This is a genomic window from Chryseobacterium indologenes (assembly GCF_002025665.1).
Taxonomy (GTDB): domain Bacteria; phylum Bacteroidota; class Bacteroidia; order Flavobacteriales; family Weeksellaceae; genus Chryseobacterium; species Chryseobacterium metallicongregator.
Genome location: NZ_CP018786.1, coordinates 2,660,568 through 2,679,291 on the forward strand (window position 1 = coordinate 2,660,568; position 18,724 = coordinate 2,679,291).

Below are 18,724 nucleotides of genomic sequence, written 5' to 3' on the forward strand. Positions count from 1 at the left end.
GTTTTGTTAAAACACTGAACCCGATATTATTGCATTTTTCTCAAATCATTTCGGCATTTTTGGATCATTATGTTTGGGCTGAAGCCAATGGAAAACTCATTTATTAAAAAACATGCTAAAGCCCGTTCCTATTGATATCATTTAAAAATGCCGCAATTGATACGGCATTTTATATTTTAAACTGATTTATTTTTTTAAGAATTACATATCCTGGAAATCAACATCTTCATTGGTAATTGTTACAATATATTCAATTCCGTCAATGGCTTTGGCAATAATCTGGTTTCTGATGATATTGGCCATATTCTCCCAATAGGCTCTTCCATAAAAAGAATAGTTTTGAGGAACAATTTCTACCTCAACAGTTCTTACAAATCCTTCTTTTGGTTTATTGCTGATCATGGTTCCTCTTCTTACTCTTACTTCTCTTACCTCATCTTTCAGAATCATGCGGCAATAATTTTTAACGTCTTCCAAAGAAATGATCTTATCTCTGGTCGTCAATGCATATTTGTAAGCCTGAATACTATCAGTTCCTTTCTGCTCTTCAGATCCTCCTAATGTTTCTGTAAGCAATACCACAGTCTGAGATTTCAGCTGATTGGAAAGTTCTGTTCCTGGTCGCATATGATTAGCCAGCGTACAATGTGTTACCCAGAAAGAAGCGTAAGTATGATCTGTTTTTTCTACAGGTTCCATGATGACATAATTCAGTTCCTGTCTGATATTCCTTTTGGCATTGTTTACTTTCTGCACCATAGTTTTCATTTTATCAGACATTTCGCTGAGAACTCCTTTTACATTATCTCTGTTCAAAAGGGAAAATGCAGCAATTTCGTCTCTGGTCAGTTCCAGAACATTGGCTATCATATCGACTGCATTTCTGCTGGTGAATCGTTCCATTCCTCCTTTTCTTACGGTATACAATCCTTTTTTAAGATCATCAGCAGGAGTAAAAGGAATTTCAGTATATTTTCTTCCGTCACCATCCTGTACTTCATCTACATAAAGGAAATGTTCTCCTTCGTCTGTTACCAAAGGAATATTATTTCCCATAATATCCAGGCTGTACTCTGTTTTTTTCCAGCCTCTGTTGTAGACTGGAAAGGCATTCAGAACAAAAGAGAAGTTATCCAGGATTTCTGCGGAAAATTGTGGCGGAAACTCAAAAGTAAGCCACAGATAACTTTTATTGTCCAGGAATTTAGTAATTTCTTCTTTTCCTGCAAGAAAATCAAGATTCTGAGGAAGCTGTCCCGGTTCTGAGAACAAACTTTGAGAGATTCCTGTTACTTCAATAAATTTATGGCGATAGATACTTTTAATATCCTCAATTACTTTATTTCTGATGGATTGTTCTTTAAACATCTGTTCATAACCATCATTCTGACTTTCTGTAAGATAGCTTAATCCTTCTCTTACAAACAGAGGATTGCCATTACTTGTTACAGAGATGTAAGGCAATAATTTGTATACGAAATCAAGATGCTCAAAAGCAGGATTGGAGCAGAATATACTCAGATATTTCGGAAAATTTTCACTTACATATTTGCTTACATCTACTCCGATTGTAATTTTTCTGTAATCTTCAGGCTTTCCCTGAAATCTTGCAATAGGAATTTTATTGAATCTGTCATCGATGCTGTAGCAGGTATTTCCTACAAACATGATGGAAGTGTGAACTTTATTGATTCTTACATTTCCTACCGGAGTAAAAGGAATGTTCAGCTGCTTATCTGATTCTGATTTTACAGTGGAAGTCATCTGTTTACGGAAAAAGAATTCCGTGTGCTCCAATAAAATTTCAGAAGACTCATAAGGTTGTGTAAAAGCTACGGAATGAGCCGGAATAGGATGTGTATAGATGGACGGTGTAAGTAATTTTGCCAGTTTTTCCAGTATACGGGCATTGACCGTCTGTATTTCATTATTCGCTTTAAAAACTTCTGTACTGAATGCATCTATCAACAGTTTAACAAAAGGATCCAAAGACTGCGGACTTCTCAATCCCCATACCTTTGTTGCATTCTGCAGCATTCGTGCTTTTACAGATTCTTTGGAATAAATATTCTGATCTAAATTCATAATTTTCTTTCGCTGTTAAAAATATTAATCAATAGACATTGGACTTAGAAACAATTCTGTTGAAAAACTAAAGCGTTCTCCTGTTTCTTCCATTTTTGCATTGATGGCAATTCTTACTTTCTTTTTAATTTCGGTGTGTTCTTTAGTATCATAACTGTGCTCTACAAATTGTATATGAGCATCAATCTGCGGGTTTACGATTCTTGGTTCATATTCCTGAATCTGTCTCCTTAAGCTTTTGATAAAAACGCTTTCCCAGATGGCACTTGTAACTCCATTATCGAATTCAAGGTTCCAAACATCATTTCCATAGTTTTCATCATATCTGTTCTCCCCTTTTTTGGTGGTGATCAGCAGCATAATATTGTGGGCAATACTTTCTCCCATATCGCAGGTATCGATACTTCCGCCTTCGGTCATTAAAGTAGACGGTACGAAAGGCATTCTGTAATTTGGTGTATCCATAGCTTATTGTTTTTACTTCATGGTCCTGTTTTAAAAACGAAATACCAAATTACACATTTTCGACAAATAATGATTACAATACTTTAAATATTATTCAAAAATAAGGGCCTTCAAACTGAATTGAAAGCCCTTTAATCTGTTATATTTTTATGTTATTTAAGAATTTGCTTTTTTTCGGTTGATAAAATAGTACACGGGAAGTCCCAGTAATACCAAAACAAAACCAGGCCATGTATACTGCTGTTTGTAAATAAGCAACAGGATGCAGAAACAAGTTCCGATGACAAGGTAAATAACAGGTGTTACCGGATAAAACCATGTTTTATAAGGTCTTTCCAGTTCCGGCTGTTTCATTCTTAAATAAATAACTCCAAAAACCGTAATCATATAGAACAGAACGATCACGAAAGAGATCATATCCAATAAATTTCCATACTGTCCGCTCAGACATAGAATTGAGGCCCAAACTCCCTGCATCCATAAAGCATTTTCAGGAACTTCATTTTTATTATTTTTTTCTGCTGACTTAAAGAACATTCCGTCTTTTGCCATCGTCTGGAAAACTCTTGCTCCTGCCAGAATCAATCCGTTATTACATCCAAATGTAGAGATCATGACCAATAAAGCAATGATGATAGTTCCCGCACTTCCGAAAATATTCTGGGATGCTGCTACTGCTACCCTGTCATTGGCTGCAAATGCAATCCCCTCTCTGTCCAGTGCATTTAAGTAGACATAATTCACCGCGATATAAAGGATCATTACAGCAGAAGTACCGTAAATCATAGACTTTACTACATTCTTTTTAGGATTTTCAATTTCTCCGGAAACGAATGTTACACTTTCCCAGGCAACGGAACTGAAAACAGAACCTACCATTGCAGCAGCAATTCCTCCTAAAAGAGTCATTCCTCCGATGGGTTTCCAACCTTCTTTAAGGAAATTACCACTTAAATCTTTTTTAAGATTATTGAAAGAATCTGTTCCCCAGCTGAAATTTTCTGCTAAATGAGAAACGTCTACCAATATAAAACCGGCAGCAATCAAACCTAATAATGCGATAATTTTGGAACCGGTAAAGATATTCTGAAGGATTTTTCCACTCTCTACTCCTCTGGTATTGATGTACGTAAGCAACAGAATTACAGCAATTGCCAGAATCTGTATCCAGGTAATTTTAAATTCACCGCTCTGAAAAATAGGGGCAGCATCGTTTAATGAAGGAATCAGATATGCTGTAAATTTACCAAAAGCCATTGCTACAGCAGCAATTGTTCCGGTTTGTATTACGGTAAACAATCCCCATCCGTAAAGGAAACCCATTCTTTTACCGAAGATCTCTTTCAGGTAAGTATATTGCCCTCCTGCTTTCGGAAACAGTGCGGACAGTTCTCCATAGCTTATGGCTGCGGCTACTGTCATTATTCCTGTGATGACCCACACCACAATGAGCCAGTATCCTGATCCCAGGTTTCGCATCATATCAGCACTTACAATAAAGATCCCGCTTCCGATCATAGATCCCATCACAAGCATGATGGCATCCCATAGTTTCAGTTTTTTTTGCATAGTCAAGTATAGGGGTCAAATATAATCAAATCTGCCTTTGATTTTCAATTTTGTTGAAAATTCATCAAAACACCTGTTTTTTGTTATTTTTTATTCCTTTATGATTCAATTTTAATTAGTATTTTTGAGAAAAATATTAAACATGAAATTTAAAGTTTTATTATTTGCTGTCGCTTTAACAGGTTCTTCATTAGCATTTGCTCAATCCGGACCGCCAGAAGGGAAAGCTTTGGTAGGTGATACTTATGGAAGTCAGGTAACTTCATCTGCTGAATCCAAAGCGATTACCGTAGATAAATTGAATAAGCAGCTTAAAAAAGACAACAAAAAAGTTGAGAATGTATCTATTAAAGGAAAAGTAACTGACGTATGTGACAAAAAAGGTTGCTGGCTTACGATCCAGACAGAAGATAATTCTAAGTTTTTTGTAAAAATGAAAGACTATGCTTTCTTCGTACCTACAGCGTTAAAAGGAAAAAATGTAGTATTGGATGGCAATGCAGAAAGAAAAGTAATTTCTGTAAATGAGCAAAAGCATTATGCAGAAGATGCTAAACAGCCTCAGTCTGAAATTGATGCTATCACTCAGCCTAAAGAAGAGATCAGATTTGTAGCGAATGGAATTAAAGTGGTTAAGTAAACTTTAATTATTGAATAAAATTTATTTATAAGGTTAGGTTTTGGCTAAAGCCGGATGAATGTTTATTTAAATTAAATGGGCTAAAGCCCATTCCTATTGATATTAAATTAGTTTATATTTTCAATTGGGTATGAACCAGAATAAGAAAATATAGAAAACAATAAAAAAGCCGATAATTTAAATTATCGGCTTCATTTTTAGAGTTGTGTTGGAAATATAATAAAAACAATAAGGAAGACTTTAAGTTAAGCTTCTCTTAATACTCTATTACATCTTAATGGTTTTAAGTTTTTTAATCTTCAATTTTAAATTCTACCACAGCATCCAGTTTCGGATATTTAGTTGCAGAAATAAATTTCTTTCCCGTACAGTCAATTTCCAGCCAGCCCTTCTTTTGCTTTACATCACCTGCTTCCATTACAAAAGGAATAAAAGAGATTTCATTTTTCCCTTCTTCTTTGGTCTCCCTGTACTGAACTGCAATATCCAGGATACATTCATGCTCTGTATTTAGCTTTACATTTCTGTAAATAATATCATAATGCGTTTCCTGATTCTCAGGAATTTCAAGGTAAGTTTCCCAGCCTGCAATATCAGAGTTCAGTTCACTGATTGCTTTCAATGCATAATAAAGAGCAATTGTATAATATTTTCTTGTTCCTGTTCTGGTATAATCTTCTACAAAGTGCCCACCTTCGAATAAGATGGTTGGCATTCCCACTTTGATAAAATTATCTCCGGTAGAAGTCGGATAAAATTCATCAGAATATCTTCCGATCTGGTTGGGAATCATTTCTTTTAAATGATTGTATACGCTTCCAATTACTGCCATACATTTTTTTCTGTTTTCAGTAACGGTACGTTCTACATTTTCTGAAGGTGCCAAAAAGGAAAGCGTAGCAGGATGAATTCCATCTGTAGTAAATATGGTTCTCTGCTCATGAAGGTTGAGTGCATAATCATATTTTTTTGAAGCGGCTGCTTTCTTCAGAAATTTAATCTCTTTACTGGCTTCGTTATGAAAATCTCTGTTCAGGTCAATATCGGATGCATTCAGTCTGGTCCATCTTTCAGATCCATCCGGATTCAGCATGAATATAAAATCAAGCTTTATTTTACTGAATAAATCCTCTTTCATTTCGGGTACTTTATCAAGACTTACCAAAAGGTCAAGCATAGCATGAGTAGCATTGGATTCATTTCCGTGCATTTGTGACCAGGCCAATACCTGAATGTTTCCGGTTCCGATGCTTAACTGATAAATAGGTTTATCTAAATAGGATGTTCCGATCTCCTGAATATAATCGCTGAGATTGGTCTGTAGATAAGAAAATAATTTTTCAGGGGAAATATAGCGATTTGAGAAATCGGGGTTTTGAGAATAGATCTGTTCAAAATTCATTTTAGGAATAGTTTACAAGAATCAAATTTAGCCATTTTTAGCCAAAAACTTAAATTAACATTTGTAAAAATGACTAAAATTAACAAATTTACATTTGACATCTGATTTTGAGATTGTTTACAAAGTTTAAATTAGGCAATTTCAGAGTTATGCAGACAAGTTAACACTTGTAACATTGTTAAACATTACTGAAGGACAAATTGTCTGTGGATAAAATTGTGGATTGAGAATAATTTAATTGCATATATTTAAACAACTGTAAATCATATATTTATAAAATTTATCTCAATTGTATTTGTAATAGTACTTTAAGTGCATAAAAAGGCTTTTTTTACTAATTGAGAGTTATTTTATTAAACATAAAAATTGTAGAAAACATGGATGTTTAATGAAATATACATATGTAAAACGAGTAAAAATCAAATGGATCTCTGAAAATTACTCAAATTGCACTTTTTTTAGGATCCTTAATCTTCGATAAAAAGAGTTGTTTAACAGAAACACAATTTTCACCTCAATTTAGCCAAATATGGGCTTAAAATGGTGTGTTTACATCAGTAATTTACCTATGTAATTCTATTAAAAGTGCTTTTATATGCGTTTTATGAGGTATTTATCGATAATCTTATTTCTGAAAATGATTTAAGTAGTTTAATAATGTATATTCTATTTTTAAAGATATCTAATGGACAAAATAGCTCATAAATGGGCTGAATTTACATTTTTAAACCAATATTTTGGAAAAATATAAGTCCTTTAATAGATATAAACTACTTGTGCAGAACTTTAATGATGGATAAGTATTATAAGTAAATACAATTGTAATTTAACTGTAAATATTTGATTTTAAAATGATTAAAATAAAGTTACAAATGTATACAAAGAATATTTTCAATTATTTACATTTGTATTTTGCATTTGTAAATTATATATATTACATTTGTAAAATAATTAATGACTTATTTTTATGAGTTTAAATGAAAGAATTTCCAAAATTATAGAGTATTCTCATCTTACTCCTTCCGAGTTTGCTGATGAGATTGACGTACAACGTTCATCCATTTCACATATCACATCAGGAAGAAACAAACCGTCTCTTGAGTTTATCATAAAAATAAAATCCCGTTTTCCGGAACTTCTTTGGGACTGGCTGGTTACCGGTGAAGGTGAAATGTTGAAATCCCAGCTACCTGAATCAGAAACTAACGAAGAACATCCCGAAGAGGAAAAAATAAAGACAACTCCACTACCCGACCTTTTTACGATGATGAATGATGATGATGAATTCGGAAGTGATGAAACGGAAACGCAACCTTCAATATCAAGTCCTGGAGAATCGGTTATACCAACCCATGATAAAGCTCAGGAAAAAATATCGGATTCTCAGCGATTAGAAAATTCTGGCGATCATATTTTAGGTCAACTATTTGGTAATCAACAAAGTAAAATAAAACGTATTGTTCTGTTCTACGAAAACGGAAAATTCGAAAGTTTTGAGCCTTAAAAAAACCTGATCAAAAAAAATGATCAGGTTAAAAAATATTTGAAGAAGAAAACTAAAGCTATTGCTTTATTTTATTTTTAAAATTTTTACAGGATACCAGTTGATAGAGTTTTTTTTATGATCATCTGTTCCTATAATTATAGTTTTTACAATTTGGGCTATTTAAAAGGGTAATATAGTACTGGATTATTATATGGTTAGGATTCTATTCTAAGACAGAATTATGACAGTAATTGAAAATATTTTTTTTTCATTAGTTTTTATGGTTCTATCAAATATAATTATTTAAAATTAAATCAGCAATAAAAATAAAATTATTTTACTATATAATCACAACAACAGACAATTGTTTCGATTATTATTAATTATCATATTTTCCCAGTCGCTTAGTTCCAATAAAAAAGACCCACACAACTGCAGGTCTAGTAATAGATATATTGACAATATTATTATTTCTTTCTTCTTTCAAGTTCTTTTTTGATCAGTCCAAGCTCTCTTCCGGTTTGTCCGGCCACAGAGGTATTTTCCTGGGCTCTTCTCGTCAAATAAGGCACAACATCCTTTACAGGTCCATATGGAAGATATTTAGCCACATTATAGCCTTTATCTGACAAATAGAAAGTAATATTATCACTCATTCCGTAAAGCTGTCCAAAATAAACGTGTGGATTACTGCTTTCCAGAGATTTTGCTTTCATTTTATCCATGATCAGCTCAGAAGAGATTTCGTTATGGGTTCCGAAGAACGCTGAAACTTTATCCAAATGATCCATTACGAAGTCAATTCCTGCATTATAATTTTTATCTGAAGCCTCTTTGGTTGGCTGAATAGGATCTGCATACCCTTTTTCTGCAGCTCTGGCTCTTTCTTTTTCCATATAAGCACCACGAACGATCTTGTAACCAATGAAGTAATTCTTTTCTCTTGCTCTTTGAAGGTTGGCTTCCATATACTCCAGTCTTCCGGTTCTGTACATCTGGATGGTATTCCAAACAATAGGTTTCTGCTGGTTATATTTCTCCATCATCTCTTCGCAAAGATGGTCTGCTGCGTCCTGCATCCAGGTTTCTTCAGCATCTACCATTACTTTTTTATCATGTTCATGGCAAAGACTGCATACTTCATCAAATCTTTTTACGACTCTTTCCCATTCTTCTTTCTGGCTGGTAGTAAGCTCCGCTCCTTTTCCAACAGCTTCATAAAGATCAATTCTTCCGAAAGCGGTAGGTTTAAATACAATAAAAGGAATCGCCGGATTTCCTACTGAGAATCTTACAATGTCCTTAATTTCTTTGCAAACCGCATCAAAGGTTTCTTCATCTTCTTTCCCTTCAATGGAATAATCAAAAATACTTCCGACTCCTCTTTTGAATAGCTGCTTTACAACTTTCATACTTTCTTCACGGGTTTCACCACCACAAAACTGCGCAAATAAAGTATTTTTTACAATTCCGGTTACGAAAGGAAAATTATTGTGTACTGTGAAATTCAGAACAGATGTTCCAAGGCTTGTAAGAGCGGGCTGTTCAATCATTTTAAACATCCAGTAAGCCTTTCTCAATTGTGCATCAGACTTGTCTGCAAATGCAATTTTAGTATCATTAAAAATGGGCATTCCTATTTATTAAATTTAGTTATGCAAAGGTAATAATAACCTCAGTTTATTTAAAGATTTTTTTTACAATTTATGCTCTATTCCATTTAAAAGCATTGCGATGATTCCAACGAAAACCCAGAATCGTAATATATTTAATGTGAAGATGTTACTTCTTCGGGAAGCGTTTAACAGGAGATAAATGCATACGATCATGACAAAAAGCCCTCCGGCAAAATAATAGGCCATGAATCCGGTGATACCGGTTTTTGTAATAATCTTCATGGAAACTACCATGGTAAATATCAGTAAAGAAGTCAGAATAATTTTTGTATTTCTGCTTTTAAAGTAATTGGGAATTGTGGTATATCCGAATGTTTTATCCACACTTCTGGTAAGTGTATCTTTCACAATATCAATACATAGCAGGATAAGAAACAGAAAGACAGCCATCAGGAAAACCTTTTTGGAAAAGGTTTCGTAATACACCATCATTCCAAAGAACGGATACAAAGTGAGACTAACAAAAGTAAGATTGTTCAGGATCAGTATTCTGCTCAATTTATGGCTATAAAACCACATAAAGAATTGATAGACCACAAAAAAAACAAATACATTGTGAGAAATCATCCAGGCTACCCCTAAAGAAATAGCACTGAGTGCTAAATAGGCATAAAGAAAATATTTCTGTTTGATGAAGCTCTGAACTCGTGTTCTGAAAGGTTTTACTACATGATCTTTTTCCAGATCGTAGAATTGGTTGATAATACCACCGGCCAGAATCGTAAGGACGGTACAAAAAATAATACCGTGAACTTTAAAATCAAAGACAAATTTTCTGAAAGATTCATCCTGATTGAACAGGAAAAAAGTAGAAACATAAAGAGCAAACGTCAAAAGAGCAGCTACAAAAAAACGTGCTCCAAGCAAAAAGCCCACGAATTGTGAAAATCTGTAAAATAGAGATTTTGAGAGATAGTTTTTAGATTGGAAAGGTTCTTTTTCAGAATTCATTCCAATCTATTTAAAATCTGTAAATCACTTCTTTTTGGAAGCCATCAAGCATTTTTTCTGCTTTTGCATAATCTTTGGTAAATCCTAAGATATAGCCGCCTCCACCGCTACCACACAGTTTCAGATAATAAGCGTTAGAATCCAGTCCTTTTTTCCAGATATTAAAAATACTTTCAGGAATCATAGGACGGAAATGTTCATAAGCCCAGTGAGAAAGCTTTTTAAGATTTCTGAAGAATGGGTTCATGTCTTTTTTAAGGAAAGATTCGATACATGCGTTGTTGTAACGGATGAACTCTTCCTTCAGGGTTTTACGGAAACCTTCTGTTTTCATTTTTTCGAAGAAAATCTGGATCATAGGTCCTGTTTCACCTGTCATTCCGGAATCAATCAGGAAAATAGCTCCTTTTCCTTCTTCACCTTCCGGAATATCTACCCTGTCTAAATTTTCTTTATTTTCGATAAGAATTGGCAGATTCATATAACAGATCAGTGGATCCATTCCTGAACTTTTTCCATGGAAATAACTTTCCATTTCACCAAAAACAGCTTTTAATTTTTTAAGATTATCTTTTGAAATGTTTTCAGGGTTCAGTTTGCTGACTGAATATTTTTCAAAAATAGCAGCTACCAAAGCTCCGGAACTTCCCACTCCATATCCCTGAGGAATATTGGAATCAAAGAAAAGGCCGTTTGAAATATCATTTTTGAAGCTCTCGATATCCAACTTAAAGTCGTCGGAAAGATCAAGTGCTGTAAGAAATTCAGAATACTTCTGCAGATGTCTGTTGGAATTCAGTTCAAATTCAGAACTCAAATCTGAAAATTTCAAAGTTCCTTTATAGAAGCTGTAAGGTACTACAAGCCCCTGGGAATCTTCAATCATTCCATATTCTCCAAACAGGATTATTTTTGCATAAAATAAAGGGTTGGTCATATTGACAATAAATCTTTTTGCAAAGTTAAAAATTATTCCGCTGAATATAAGCAAAACTCAGGCCGAATTGCCTTCTATTTTACTTTCTTCAGTTCTTCTATTAAAAATACGAAAAAAATATGGTAAATAAATATAATTTCATGGATAAAATTCAATAGATGATCGTAATAAAAAAAAGACGTTAAAAATAACGTCTTTTAATTTTATAATGTTTCTCTGTCTTTTCTCATTGTAACGTTCAGGAATCGTATTAAAATTAATCCTGCACCAAAAAATATGGTCATTGATAAGGCTGCAATACGCATATTATTGAAATGTTCAATCAATGTGGCAAAGATAAATGTTCCGATAATGATGGCAATTTTCTCCAAAACATCATAGAAACTGAAGTAGGTAGTATTTTCCATTGAGTTTTCCGGAAGCAATTTTGAGTACGTGGATCTGGACATCGCCTGAAGACCACCCATTACTAAACCTACTACAGCTGCTACACCATAAAACTGGTATTCTACTGTAGGATTTTCTTTGTTGAGGAAATAAGCCCAAAGGCACGCTACAATCCAAAGGATGATTGCAATGGAAATAACATTTCTATTCCCAATTCTCTTGGATAATCTTGAGAAAATAACGGCTCCGATAATGGCTTCAATCTGAATTACCAGAAGAGTTCCGATCAGTTTATCCTGAGCAAGATTAATTTCACTTTTTCCAAATAATGTAGCCATCAGGAAAATAGTCTGCATTCCTACACTGTAAAAGAAGAAACTCGACAGGAAGAATTTCAGATTTCGATCTTTGAAAAGTTCTCCTCCTACTTTAAACAGTTCGTGGAAACTTTCTTTGGCTATATCTTTATAGAAGCTCAGATTATCTTTAAATACTTCAAAGAAGCCACCCTGCTCTTCATGTTTTTTGAAGATATTCTTATAGTTCAGTAGTACTAAATCTTTAGGAAGTTTATCTTTCACATCCCCAAATTGAGGAAGATGTTTGAATGTATATTGAGAAAACCCGAACCACCATGCTCCTGTTAAAAGGAAACTGATTCTTGTAAACAGGAGCTGCTGGGCTGCTCCTTTGGCAAAAACCTGAATCAGCACCAAACAAATCACCACTAAAACTACAGAACCAATATATCCGTAAACATATCCTCTTGCAGAAAGTGCATCCTGCCTGTCTGGTGTCGCAATATCCGGGAGGAAAGAGTTGTAAAACACTAAACTTCCCCAGAAACCGACACTGGCTGTAATACTGAATAAAAGTCCTAAAAATACATTATGCATTCCTGTAAACATGGCCAATCCCATACAAGATGTGGCACCAAGATAACAGAAAAACTGCAGGAAAGATTTTTTGTTTCCAATAGTATCCGCTAATGAAGATAAAAATGGAGACAGTAATACCACAACAAAGAATGATATGGTAAGGGAATATCCATACACCGCATCCGGCTGATATTCTTCGCCAAAAATTTTAATCATATGCCTTACCGGAACATCAATCCAGGTTTTTGTTTCCGCTACATATTCTTTTTTCTCGTAAGCGGTGGTCAGGATAGAGTAATAAATGGGAAAAATGGTAGAGGTAATCACCAGGGAATAAACAGAATTTGCCCAGTCATATACCGCCCAGGCTTTCATAATTTTCGGATTATTCTTTATGTTTTTAGGCTGTCGATTCTCAGTTTCAGACATTTCAAATATATATTAGTAGCACAAAAATAGAAAAACTACGGAATATTCTACGGTTTTTAATGTTATTTTGAAAATAATAATTGTAGGGTATTGAAATCATTCAGCAAAGTTTTAATCTTATTTTATACTTTATAGGGGCTGAAAATCCTTAATCTATGTTGGTAAATAATGTGTTGACCAATCTGAATATATGATTGAAGATCTCATCATTCTATTCTGTAACGAAAAAATCGGGGTACAAAGACCCCGATTTTTATATTTTAAATACACAATGTGTTTGTATGTGTAATTATAAGTTTTCAATCACAATTGCAGAAGCACCACCACCACCATTACAGATAGCAGCAGCTCCATATTTCGCATTATTTTGCTTCAATACGTTGATTAATGTAACGATGATTCTTGAACCTGAACTTCCCAGTGGGTGTCCTAATGCTACAGCACCTCCGTTTACGTTTACTTTAGCAGCATCTAATCCTAAGATTTTGTTGTTAGCTAATCCTACTACTGAGAAAGCTTCGTTGAATTCGAAGAAATCGATATCTGAAACTTCTAATCCTGCTTTTTTAAGAGCGATAGGTAAAGCTTTTGCCGGAGCTGTTGTAAAGTTTTCAGGCTCATGGGCTGCATCAGCATAAGAAACGATTTTTGCCAGAGGTTTCAATCCCAGTTCCTCCATTTTTTCTTTGGAAACAAGGATTAATGCAGAAGCTCCATCGTTCAAAGTAGATGCATTAGCTGCAGTTACTGTTCCTTCTTCTTTTTTAAATACAGTAGGAAGTGTTGAAATTCTGTCGAAGTTTACCGCTTTATATTCTTCATCTTCAGCAAAGATTACAGGTTCACCTTTTCTCTGAGGAATAGAAACCGGTACAATTTCTTCGTTGAATTTACCTTCGCTCCAAGCTTTTGCAGATCTTTTGTAAGATTCTACAGCGAAGTTATCCTGATCTTCTCTTGTAATATTATAGTCTACAGCACATTTTTCTGCGCATACTCCCATATGTACTTTGTTGTATACGTCTGTAAGACCGTCAAGTACCATTCCGTCAAGCATTTTGATATCGCCTAATTTTGTAGCGACTCTTGCATTGTAATAATGAGGAACTAAAGACATATTCTCCATACCTCCTGCAACTATTACATCAGCATCACCAGCTTTGATAGCCTGAGCTGCCATTGTTACAGCTTTCATTCCTGAAGCACAAACTTTATTTACTGTAGTAGAAGGTGTATTGATTGAAAGACCTGCTCCTAAAGCAACCTGACGAGCCGGCGCCTGGCCTTCTCCTGCCTGAAGAACATTTCCCATATAGATTTCCTGAACATGATTAGGATCTAAACCAATTTTATCTAATGCTCCTTTTACGGCAGTTGCTCCCAGTTTTGTAGCCGGAACTGTTGATAAGCTTCCCATAAAACTCCCCATAGGTGTTCTTACTGCGGAAACAATGAATACTTCTTTCATGTATATAATTTTATTTTAGCTAAAACGGAATAAAGATTCCATTTTTATAGTTAGAATTTATTTCACTTTTACGTATACCAGATCAAACTGAGTCCCTTCAATTTTGGTATTCACTTTCAGAAGATTATCCTGAGTGGCTACTATTTTATTATTGAAGACATCTCCAATCTGTGCGGGATCATTTTTATCGGATTTTTCCATCACGATTGCTTTATAATTGCAGTCGTCCACAAAAACCAATGTTGACTTGATATAATCTTTTCCATTATTGAAATATTCAGTTTGAACATTATCTTTAATAGTCATATACCATATTGCTTCCGGGTAATTGGGTCTTGTAAACTTCCCTTCTTTTATATTCACACATTTAGGCGGATTGTCCGGTTTTTTCTGTTCTGTTGTCTGAGCATGCATCTGTGTAGCTGCTGTCAACAAAATACCTGCTGAAAATATTTTTAAGAAGTTCATATTTATATTTGTGTTCTGTTGTTAACTTTTTTATTTCCTCCGGCAAAAACCATCAGAAAAGCGCCTAAAAACTCTACAGCCCAACCCCATTTCAATTTAACAATTCCTGCAAAAGTTTCCTGCCAGGATTTGAAAGGTAAAAAGCTAAAGTATTGCAGTGACTGCATTTTCACAGCAATCAGGGTGAATCCGAATAAAAGAATAAGCAGAATACCAAAGAATCTGACAATTTTAGCACTGTTATTTACAATTCCAAAAACTGCACATGCCGAAAAAATCCAGCACGCAATAGCAAGATAATGATCAAGCTTCCAATAGTTCCAGTTCCCGATAACAGGCACATGCACCAAGGGTAAAAAGCTGCCTACAATTACTAACAGTAATCCTAATAACTGAATATTTTTCATATTTACTAAAGTGCCAAAATACAAAAAAAAACACACTTTTAAGTAGTGTGTTTTAAAAATAGAAATTCCATACCCGAACACTTGTTAGTTACAAAAAAACTCCGGAGTTTTTGATTATTATATAAATAAAAATGGAATTTATTATCAAATTAAAAATCACCACCTGAAGTTTCTATCACGACGGAAGTCCATATTTTTCTTCTGCAAAGCTTTATTGTATAAAAGGATATCTCAAAATAAAAAAATTGCATTTTTTTTCAAAAATGCAATTTAATATCTTAATAAATATACGTTTCAATTAGTGTTTCACTGATGAAACATCTTCCGGGTTATGTTTATGTTTAAACAGTACGGCAAAGAAAACCGCCAGTATTAACGCATAGATTGCAAAAGAAAGCCAAATCTGCTGCCAGTCTTTTACCATCACAACAGAGGAAAGAGTTCCGTCTGAATTGACAGCAGCATTAAAACTCTTCTTTAAAATATTCAGGAAAGTAGGATTATCAGGGGTTGTCTGCAGGTAAGCAGAAAGATCTGAAGCTGTAGAAAACTTATGCGTAAAGAACTTATCAATAGCCCAACCTGCGGCATAACTTCCGAAAACCGCTCCAAAACCGTTGGTCATCATCATGAATAATCCCTGAGCCGAAGAACGTATTTTTTTATCGGTAGTCGTTTCCACGAAAAGTGACCCTGAGATATTAAAGAAATCGAAAGCCATTCCGTACACGATACATGAAAGAATGATTAAAGAAAGGCCAAATCCGTCCGGCACCCCATAAGCAAAGAATCCGAATCTTAAAACCCAGGCCAGCATCGATATCAACATTACTTTTTTAATTCCAAATTTCTTCAGGAAGAAAGGAATTGCCAAAATAAACAGGGTTTCTGAAACCTGAGAAATTGACATAATGATGGTAGATCTCTTTACTACAAATGAGTCTGCATATTTAGGAAAATGAGCAAACTCACTTAAAAATACATCACCATATGCATTGGTAAGTTGAAGTGCTGCTCCCAAAAGCATTGAAAACATAAAGAATAAAGCCATTTTATAGTTTCCAAAAAGCTTAAATGCATTCAAGCCTAACTGCTCAGATAATGGTGAATGTTTGTCAATCAGTTTTTGTGGGGGACATTTTGGAAGTGTAAGGGCATAAATTCCTAAGAAAATTGCGACAACACCTCCGATATAAAACTGACCTTCTGTTTCTTTATTCCCACTAAGGTTTGTGATCCACATCGCAACAATAAAACCAATAGTTCCCCATACACGAATCGGTGGAAAGTCTTTCACCACATCCAGATTGTTATTTTTCAGGATCGTATAAGAAATTGAATTGGCAAGTGCAATGGTAGGCATGTAGAAACACATGGCCAAAAGCATTACTGAAAAGAAGGAATTCGGGTCTGTAGAATGAGGTAAAATAAAAAGAATAACCCCATAGAGGATGTGTAATACTGAAAATATGCGTTCCGCATTTACCCAGCGGTCAGCAATAATTCCAGTAATGGTTGGCATAAATATAGAAGCAATTCCCATTGTTCCGAACACAGCTCCAAACTGAGTTCCATCCCAATGTTTTGTGCCAAACCAGAAGTTTGCCATCGTAATCAGCCAAGCTCCCCAAACGAAAAATTGGAGAAAACTGAGGATGGTCAGGCGTAATTTTAAATTCATAGTTTATATAAAAAGTATCTCTTTAATCAATTTTCTTTTTCCTCCTCTTGATTTCTTCCTGGATTTCAAGGGCGGTATCATAGTCTTCTTCTTTAACGGCTTCATCTAGTAATTTCTGAAGCTCTTCCATAGAAAGAGATTTTAAGTTATCTTCTGTTTGTACAGTTTCTGAGAATGATTGTTCTTCTTTTGAAACATCTTCCAGTTCCAATAAAATCCCGGCTTCATTTAAAACCTGCTGCGTTGTAAATATGGGCGCATCAAATCTTACAGCCATTGCAACAGCATCGGAGGTTCTGGCATCAAGGATCAGTTCTTCGTCTGTTACTTTATTTTTAAAGTTGATATTTGAAAAGAATACTCCGTCTACAATCTGATAGATAATGACAGAAATCAGCTCATAATTGGCAGAAACTATAAATTTTGTAAATAAATCATGAGTAAGAGGACGCGGTGGATGAATATCTTTCTCCAATCCGAGAGAGATAGACTGGGCTTCGAAATTTCCTATAACAACAGGTAATTTTATATGTGTTTCTTCATGCTCCAGTAACAATGCGTAAGCCCCCGACTGGGTCTGGCTGTACGATATTCCGCGAATAATTAGCTGCTTATAATCCATAGCTACAAATATAGATTAATTTTTTATTGTGTTTTCACTTTTTTACGCAAAAATAAAAGCCCGGAAAGCCGAGCTTTTATCTGTATTGTTGATGATTGTCAAACGTCAATAGTGAATTTTGCTTTGCAAGTATTTACTTAAAAATTGACGAGCAAAGCGAATTAACTATTCACAATTCACTTTCTTATCCTTTAATTGCTTTAATTTTCTCTGTTAATGCAGGAATAATCTGGAAAGCATCTCCTACTACTCCATAATCAGCAGACTTGAAGAATGGTGCTTCAGGATCACTGTTGATTACTACGATTGTTTTTGAAGAGTTTACTCCGGCAAGGTGCTGAATAGCTCCTGAAATTCCTACTGCAACGTAAAGATTAGGGGCAATTGCTTTACCTGTTTGTCCTACGTGCTCTGTGTGAGGTCTCCATCCGATATCAGAAACAGGCTTAGAACATGCTGTAGCTGCTCCTAAAACGTTTGCCAAATCTTCGATCATTCCCCAGTTTTCAGGTCCTTTCATCCCTCTACCAGCAGAAACAACAACTTCTGCTTCTTTAAGGTCTAATTTACCTGAACTCTGCTCGTGAGAAATCACTTTAGTATCTTCATTAGCAACAGATAAGTTTTTCACTTCTTCTGAACCTGATACTGCGTTTTCTTTAACACCGAAAGCATTTTGAGAAACAGTAACAATTACTCCGTTTCCTTCCGCTTTTGCATGCATGAAACCTTTTCCTGAAAATGCTCTTCTTTTTACCTGGAAAGGAGAAAGGCTTTCAGGAGCTTCCAATGCATTAGTAATTAAAGAATAGTTCTTCATTACCGCAAGCATAGGAGCAATGGAAGAAGCGTCAGTAGTGTGAGGGAAAACGATGATATTTCCGTCTGCTACTTCACTTACAGCCTGAGCGAATGCTTTTGCTGAGAAATTTTTAAGACCTTCGTCTTTGATATTGATAACATTTGATGCTCCATATTTGTATAATAAATCTGAAGAATCTGTTGGGTTTACAGAGATTGCTGTAACGGTATCTCCTGCTTTATCAGCGATAGCTTTAGCATAAGAAACTGCTTCAAAAGCTGCTTTTTTGTAAACTCCGTTTATATTTTCTGCGTATACGAATACTGCCATTGTTTTAAATTTAAAAATTAAAAGATTGAAAAATTTAAAGA

The 18,724-nt window shown here is 34.7% G+C and carries 16 protein-coding genes; 2 read left to right on the plus strand and 14 right to left on the minus strand.

What is annotated here, in order from left to right:
• Positions 1–201 precede the first annotated feature (201 nt).
• The 3 genes from BUE84_RS12080 to BUE84_RS12090 form a co-directional block, all read right to left on the minus strand.
• Complete coding sequence (locus BUE84_RS12080) at positions 202–2,085, minus strand: type VI secretion system baseplate subunit TssF (protein WP_079241844.1); 1,884 nt, start codon at positions 2,083–2,085, stop codon at positions 202–204.
• Between the two features lie 24 nt (positions 2,086–2,109).
• Positions 2,110–2,550, minus strand: coding sequence for a GPW/gp25 family protein (locus tag BUE84_RS12085; protein WP_002979175.1), 441 nt, complete (start codon positions 2,548–2,550; stop codon positions 2,110–2,112).
• 156 nt (positions 2,551–2,706) lie between these two features.
• On the minus strand, positions 2,707–4,119 hold the full coding sequence (locus tag BUE84_RS12090; RefSeq protein WP_079241845.1) for an APC family permease: 1,413 nt from the start codon (positions 4,117–4,119) through the stop codon (positions 2,707–2,709).
• Positions 4,120–4,261: 142 nt separating this feature from the next.
• Between BUE84_RS12090 and BUE84_RS12095 the strand changes: the two genes are divergently transcribed.
• Positions 4,262–4,759 (plus strand): DUF4920 domain-containing protein, encoded by a 498-nt coding sequence (locus BUE84_RS12095; RefSeq protein ID WP_079241846.1) that lies wholly within the window; start codon positions 4,262–4,264, stop codon positions 4,757–4,759.
• A gap of 292 nt (positions 4,760–5,051) precedes the next feature.
• Here the strand turns inward: BUE84_RS12095 and BUE84_RS12100 are convergent, their stop codons facing one another.
• Entirely contained in the window at positions 5,052–6,161 is a 1,110-nt protein-coding gene (locus BUE84_RS12100; RefSeq protein ID WP_079241847.1) for a M14 family zinc carboxypeptidase, read from the minus strand.
• A gap of 967 nt (positions 6,162–7,128) precedes the next feature.
• On the opposite strand from BUE84_RS12100, the gene BUE84_RS12105 reads away from it, so the two are divergent.
• Positions 7,129–7,665: a helix-turn-helix transcriptional regulator gene (locus BUE84_RS12105; protein WP_079241848.1), complete on the plus strand. Its 537-nt coding sequence runs from the start codon at positions 7,129–7,131 to the stop codon at positions 7,663–7,665.
• A gap of 449 nt (positions 7,666–8,114) precedes the next feature.
• Here BUE84_RS12105 and BUE84_RS12110 read toward each other — a convergent pair whose 3' ends face one another.
• The 10 genes from BUE84_RS12110 to BUE84_RS12155 all read right to left on the minus strand — a co-directional run bounded on the left by BUE84_RS12110 (position 8,115) and on the right by BUE84_RS12155 (position 18,683).
• Entirely contained in the window at positions 8,115–9,281 is a 1,167-nt protein-coding gene (locus BUE84_RS12110) for a proline dehydrogenase family protein (protein WP_079241849.1), read from the minus strand.
• Positions 9,282–9,344: 63 nt separating this feature from the next.
• On the minus strand, positions 9,345–10,274 hold the full coding sequence (locus BUE84_RS12115; protein WP_079241850.1) for a UbiA family prenyltransferase: 930 nt from the start codon (positions 10,272–10,274) through the stop codon (positions 9,345–9,347).
• A 10-nt stretch (positions 10,275–10,284) separates the two neighbouring features.
• Positions 10,285–11,211 carry a mevalonate kinase gene (locus tag BUE84_RS12120; RefSeq protein ID WP_062674970.1) on the minus strand — a complete coding sequence of 309 codons (927 nt, stop codon included), beginning with the start codon at positions 11,209–11,211 and terminating at the stop codon, positions 10,285–10,287.
• Between the two features lie 203 nt (positions 11,212–11,414).
• The gene (locus tag BUE84_RS12125) at positions 11,415–12,905 is read right to left on the minus strand and encodes an MFS transporter (protein WP_079241851.1); all 1,491 of its coding nucleotides are present in this window, start codon (positions 12,903–12,905) and stop codon (positions 11,415–11,417) included.
• Positions 12,906–13,194: 289 nt separating this feature from the next.
• Positions 13,195–14,373: an acetyl-CoA C-acyltransferase gene (locus BUE84_RS12130; protein ID WP_079241852.1), complete on the minus strand. Its 1,179-nt coding sequence runs from the start codon at positions 14,371–14,373 to the stop codon at positions 13,195–13,197.
• A gap of 57 nt (positions 14,374–14,430) precedes the next feature.
• Positions 14,431–14,841, minus strand: coding sequence for a hypothetical protein (locus tag BUE84_RS12135; RefSeq protein WP_079241853.1), 411 nt, complete (start codon positions 14,839–14,841; stop codon positions 14,431–14,433).
• Positions 14,842–14,843: 2 nt separating this feature from the next.
• Positions 14,844–15,248, minus strand: a complete 405-nt coding sequence (locus BUE84_RS12140) for a hypothetical protein (RefSeq protein ID WP_034697646.1) — start codon at positions 15,246–15,248, stop codon at positions 14,844–14,846.
• Positions 15,249–15,546: 298 nt separating this feature from the next.
• The gene (locus BUE84_RS12145) at positions 15,547–16,929 is read right to left on the minus strand and encodes a nucleoside permease (protein ID WP_079241854.1); all 1,383 of its coding nucleotides are present in this window, start codon (positions 16,927–16,929) and stop codon (positions 15,547–15,549) included.
• A gap of 22 nt (positions 16,930–16,951) precedes the next feature.
• Positions 16,952–17,551, minus strand: coding sequence for a bifunctional nuclease family protein (locus BUE84_RS12150; protein WP_079241855.1), 600 nt, complete (start codon positions 17,549–17,551; stop codon positions 16,952–16,954).
• 184 nt (positions 17,552–17,735) lie between these two features.
• Complete coding sequence (locus tag BUE84_RS12155; RefSeq protein ID WP_034697637.1) at positions 17,736–18,683, minus strand: electron transfer flavoprotein subunit alpha/FixB family protein; 948 nt, start codon at positions 18,681–18,683, stop codon at positions 17,736–17,738.
• Positions 18,684–18,724: the final 41 nt, after the last annotated feature.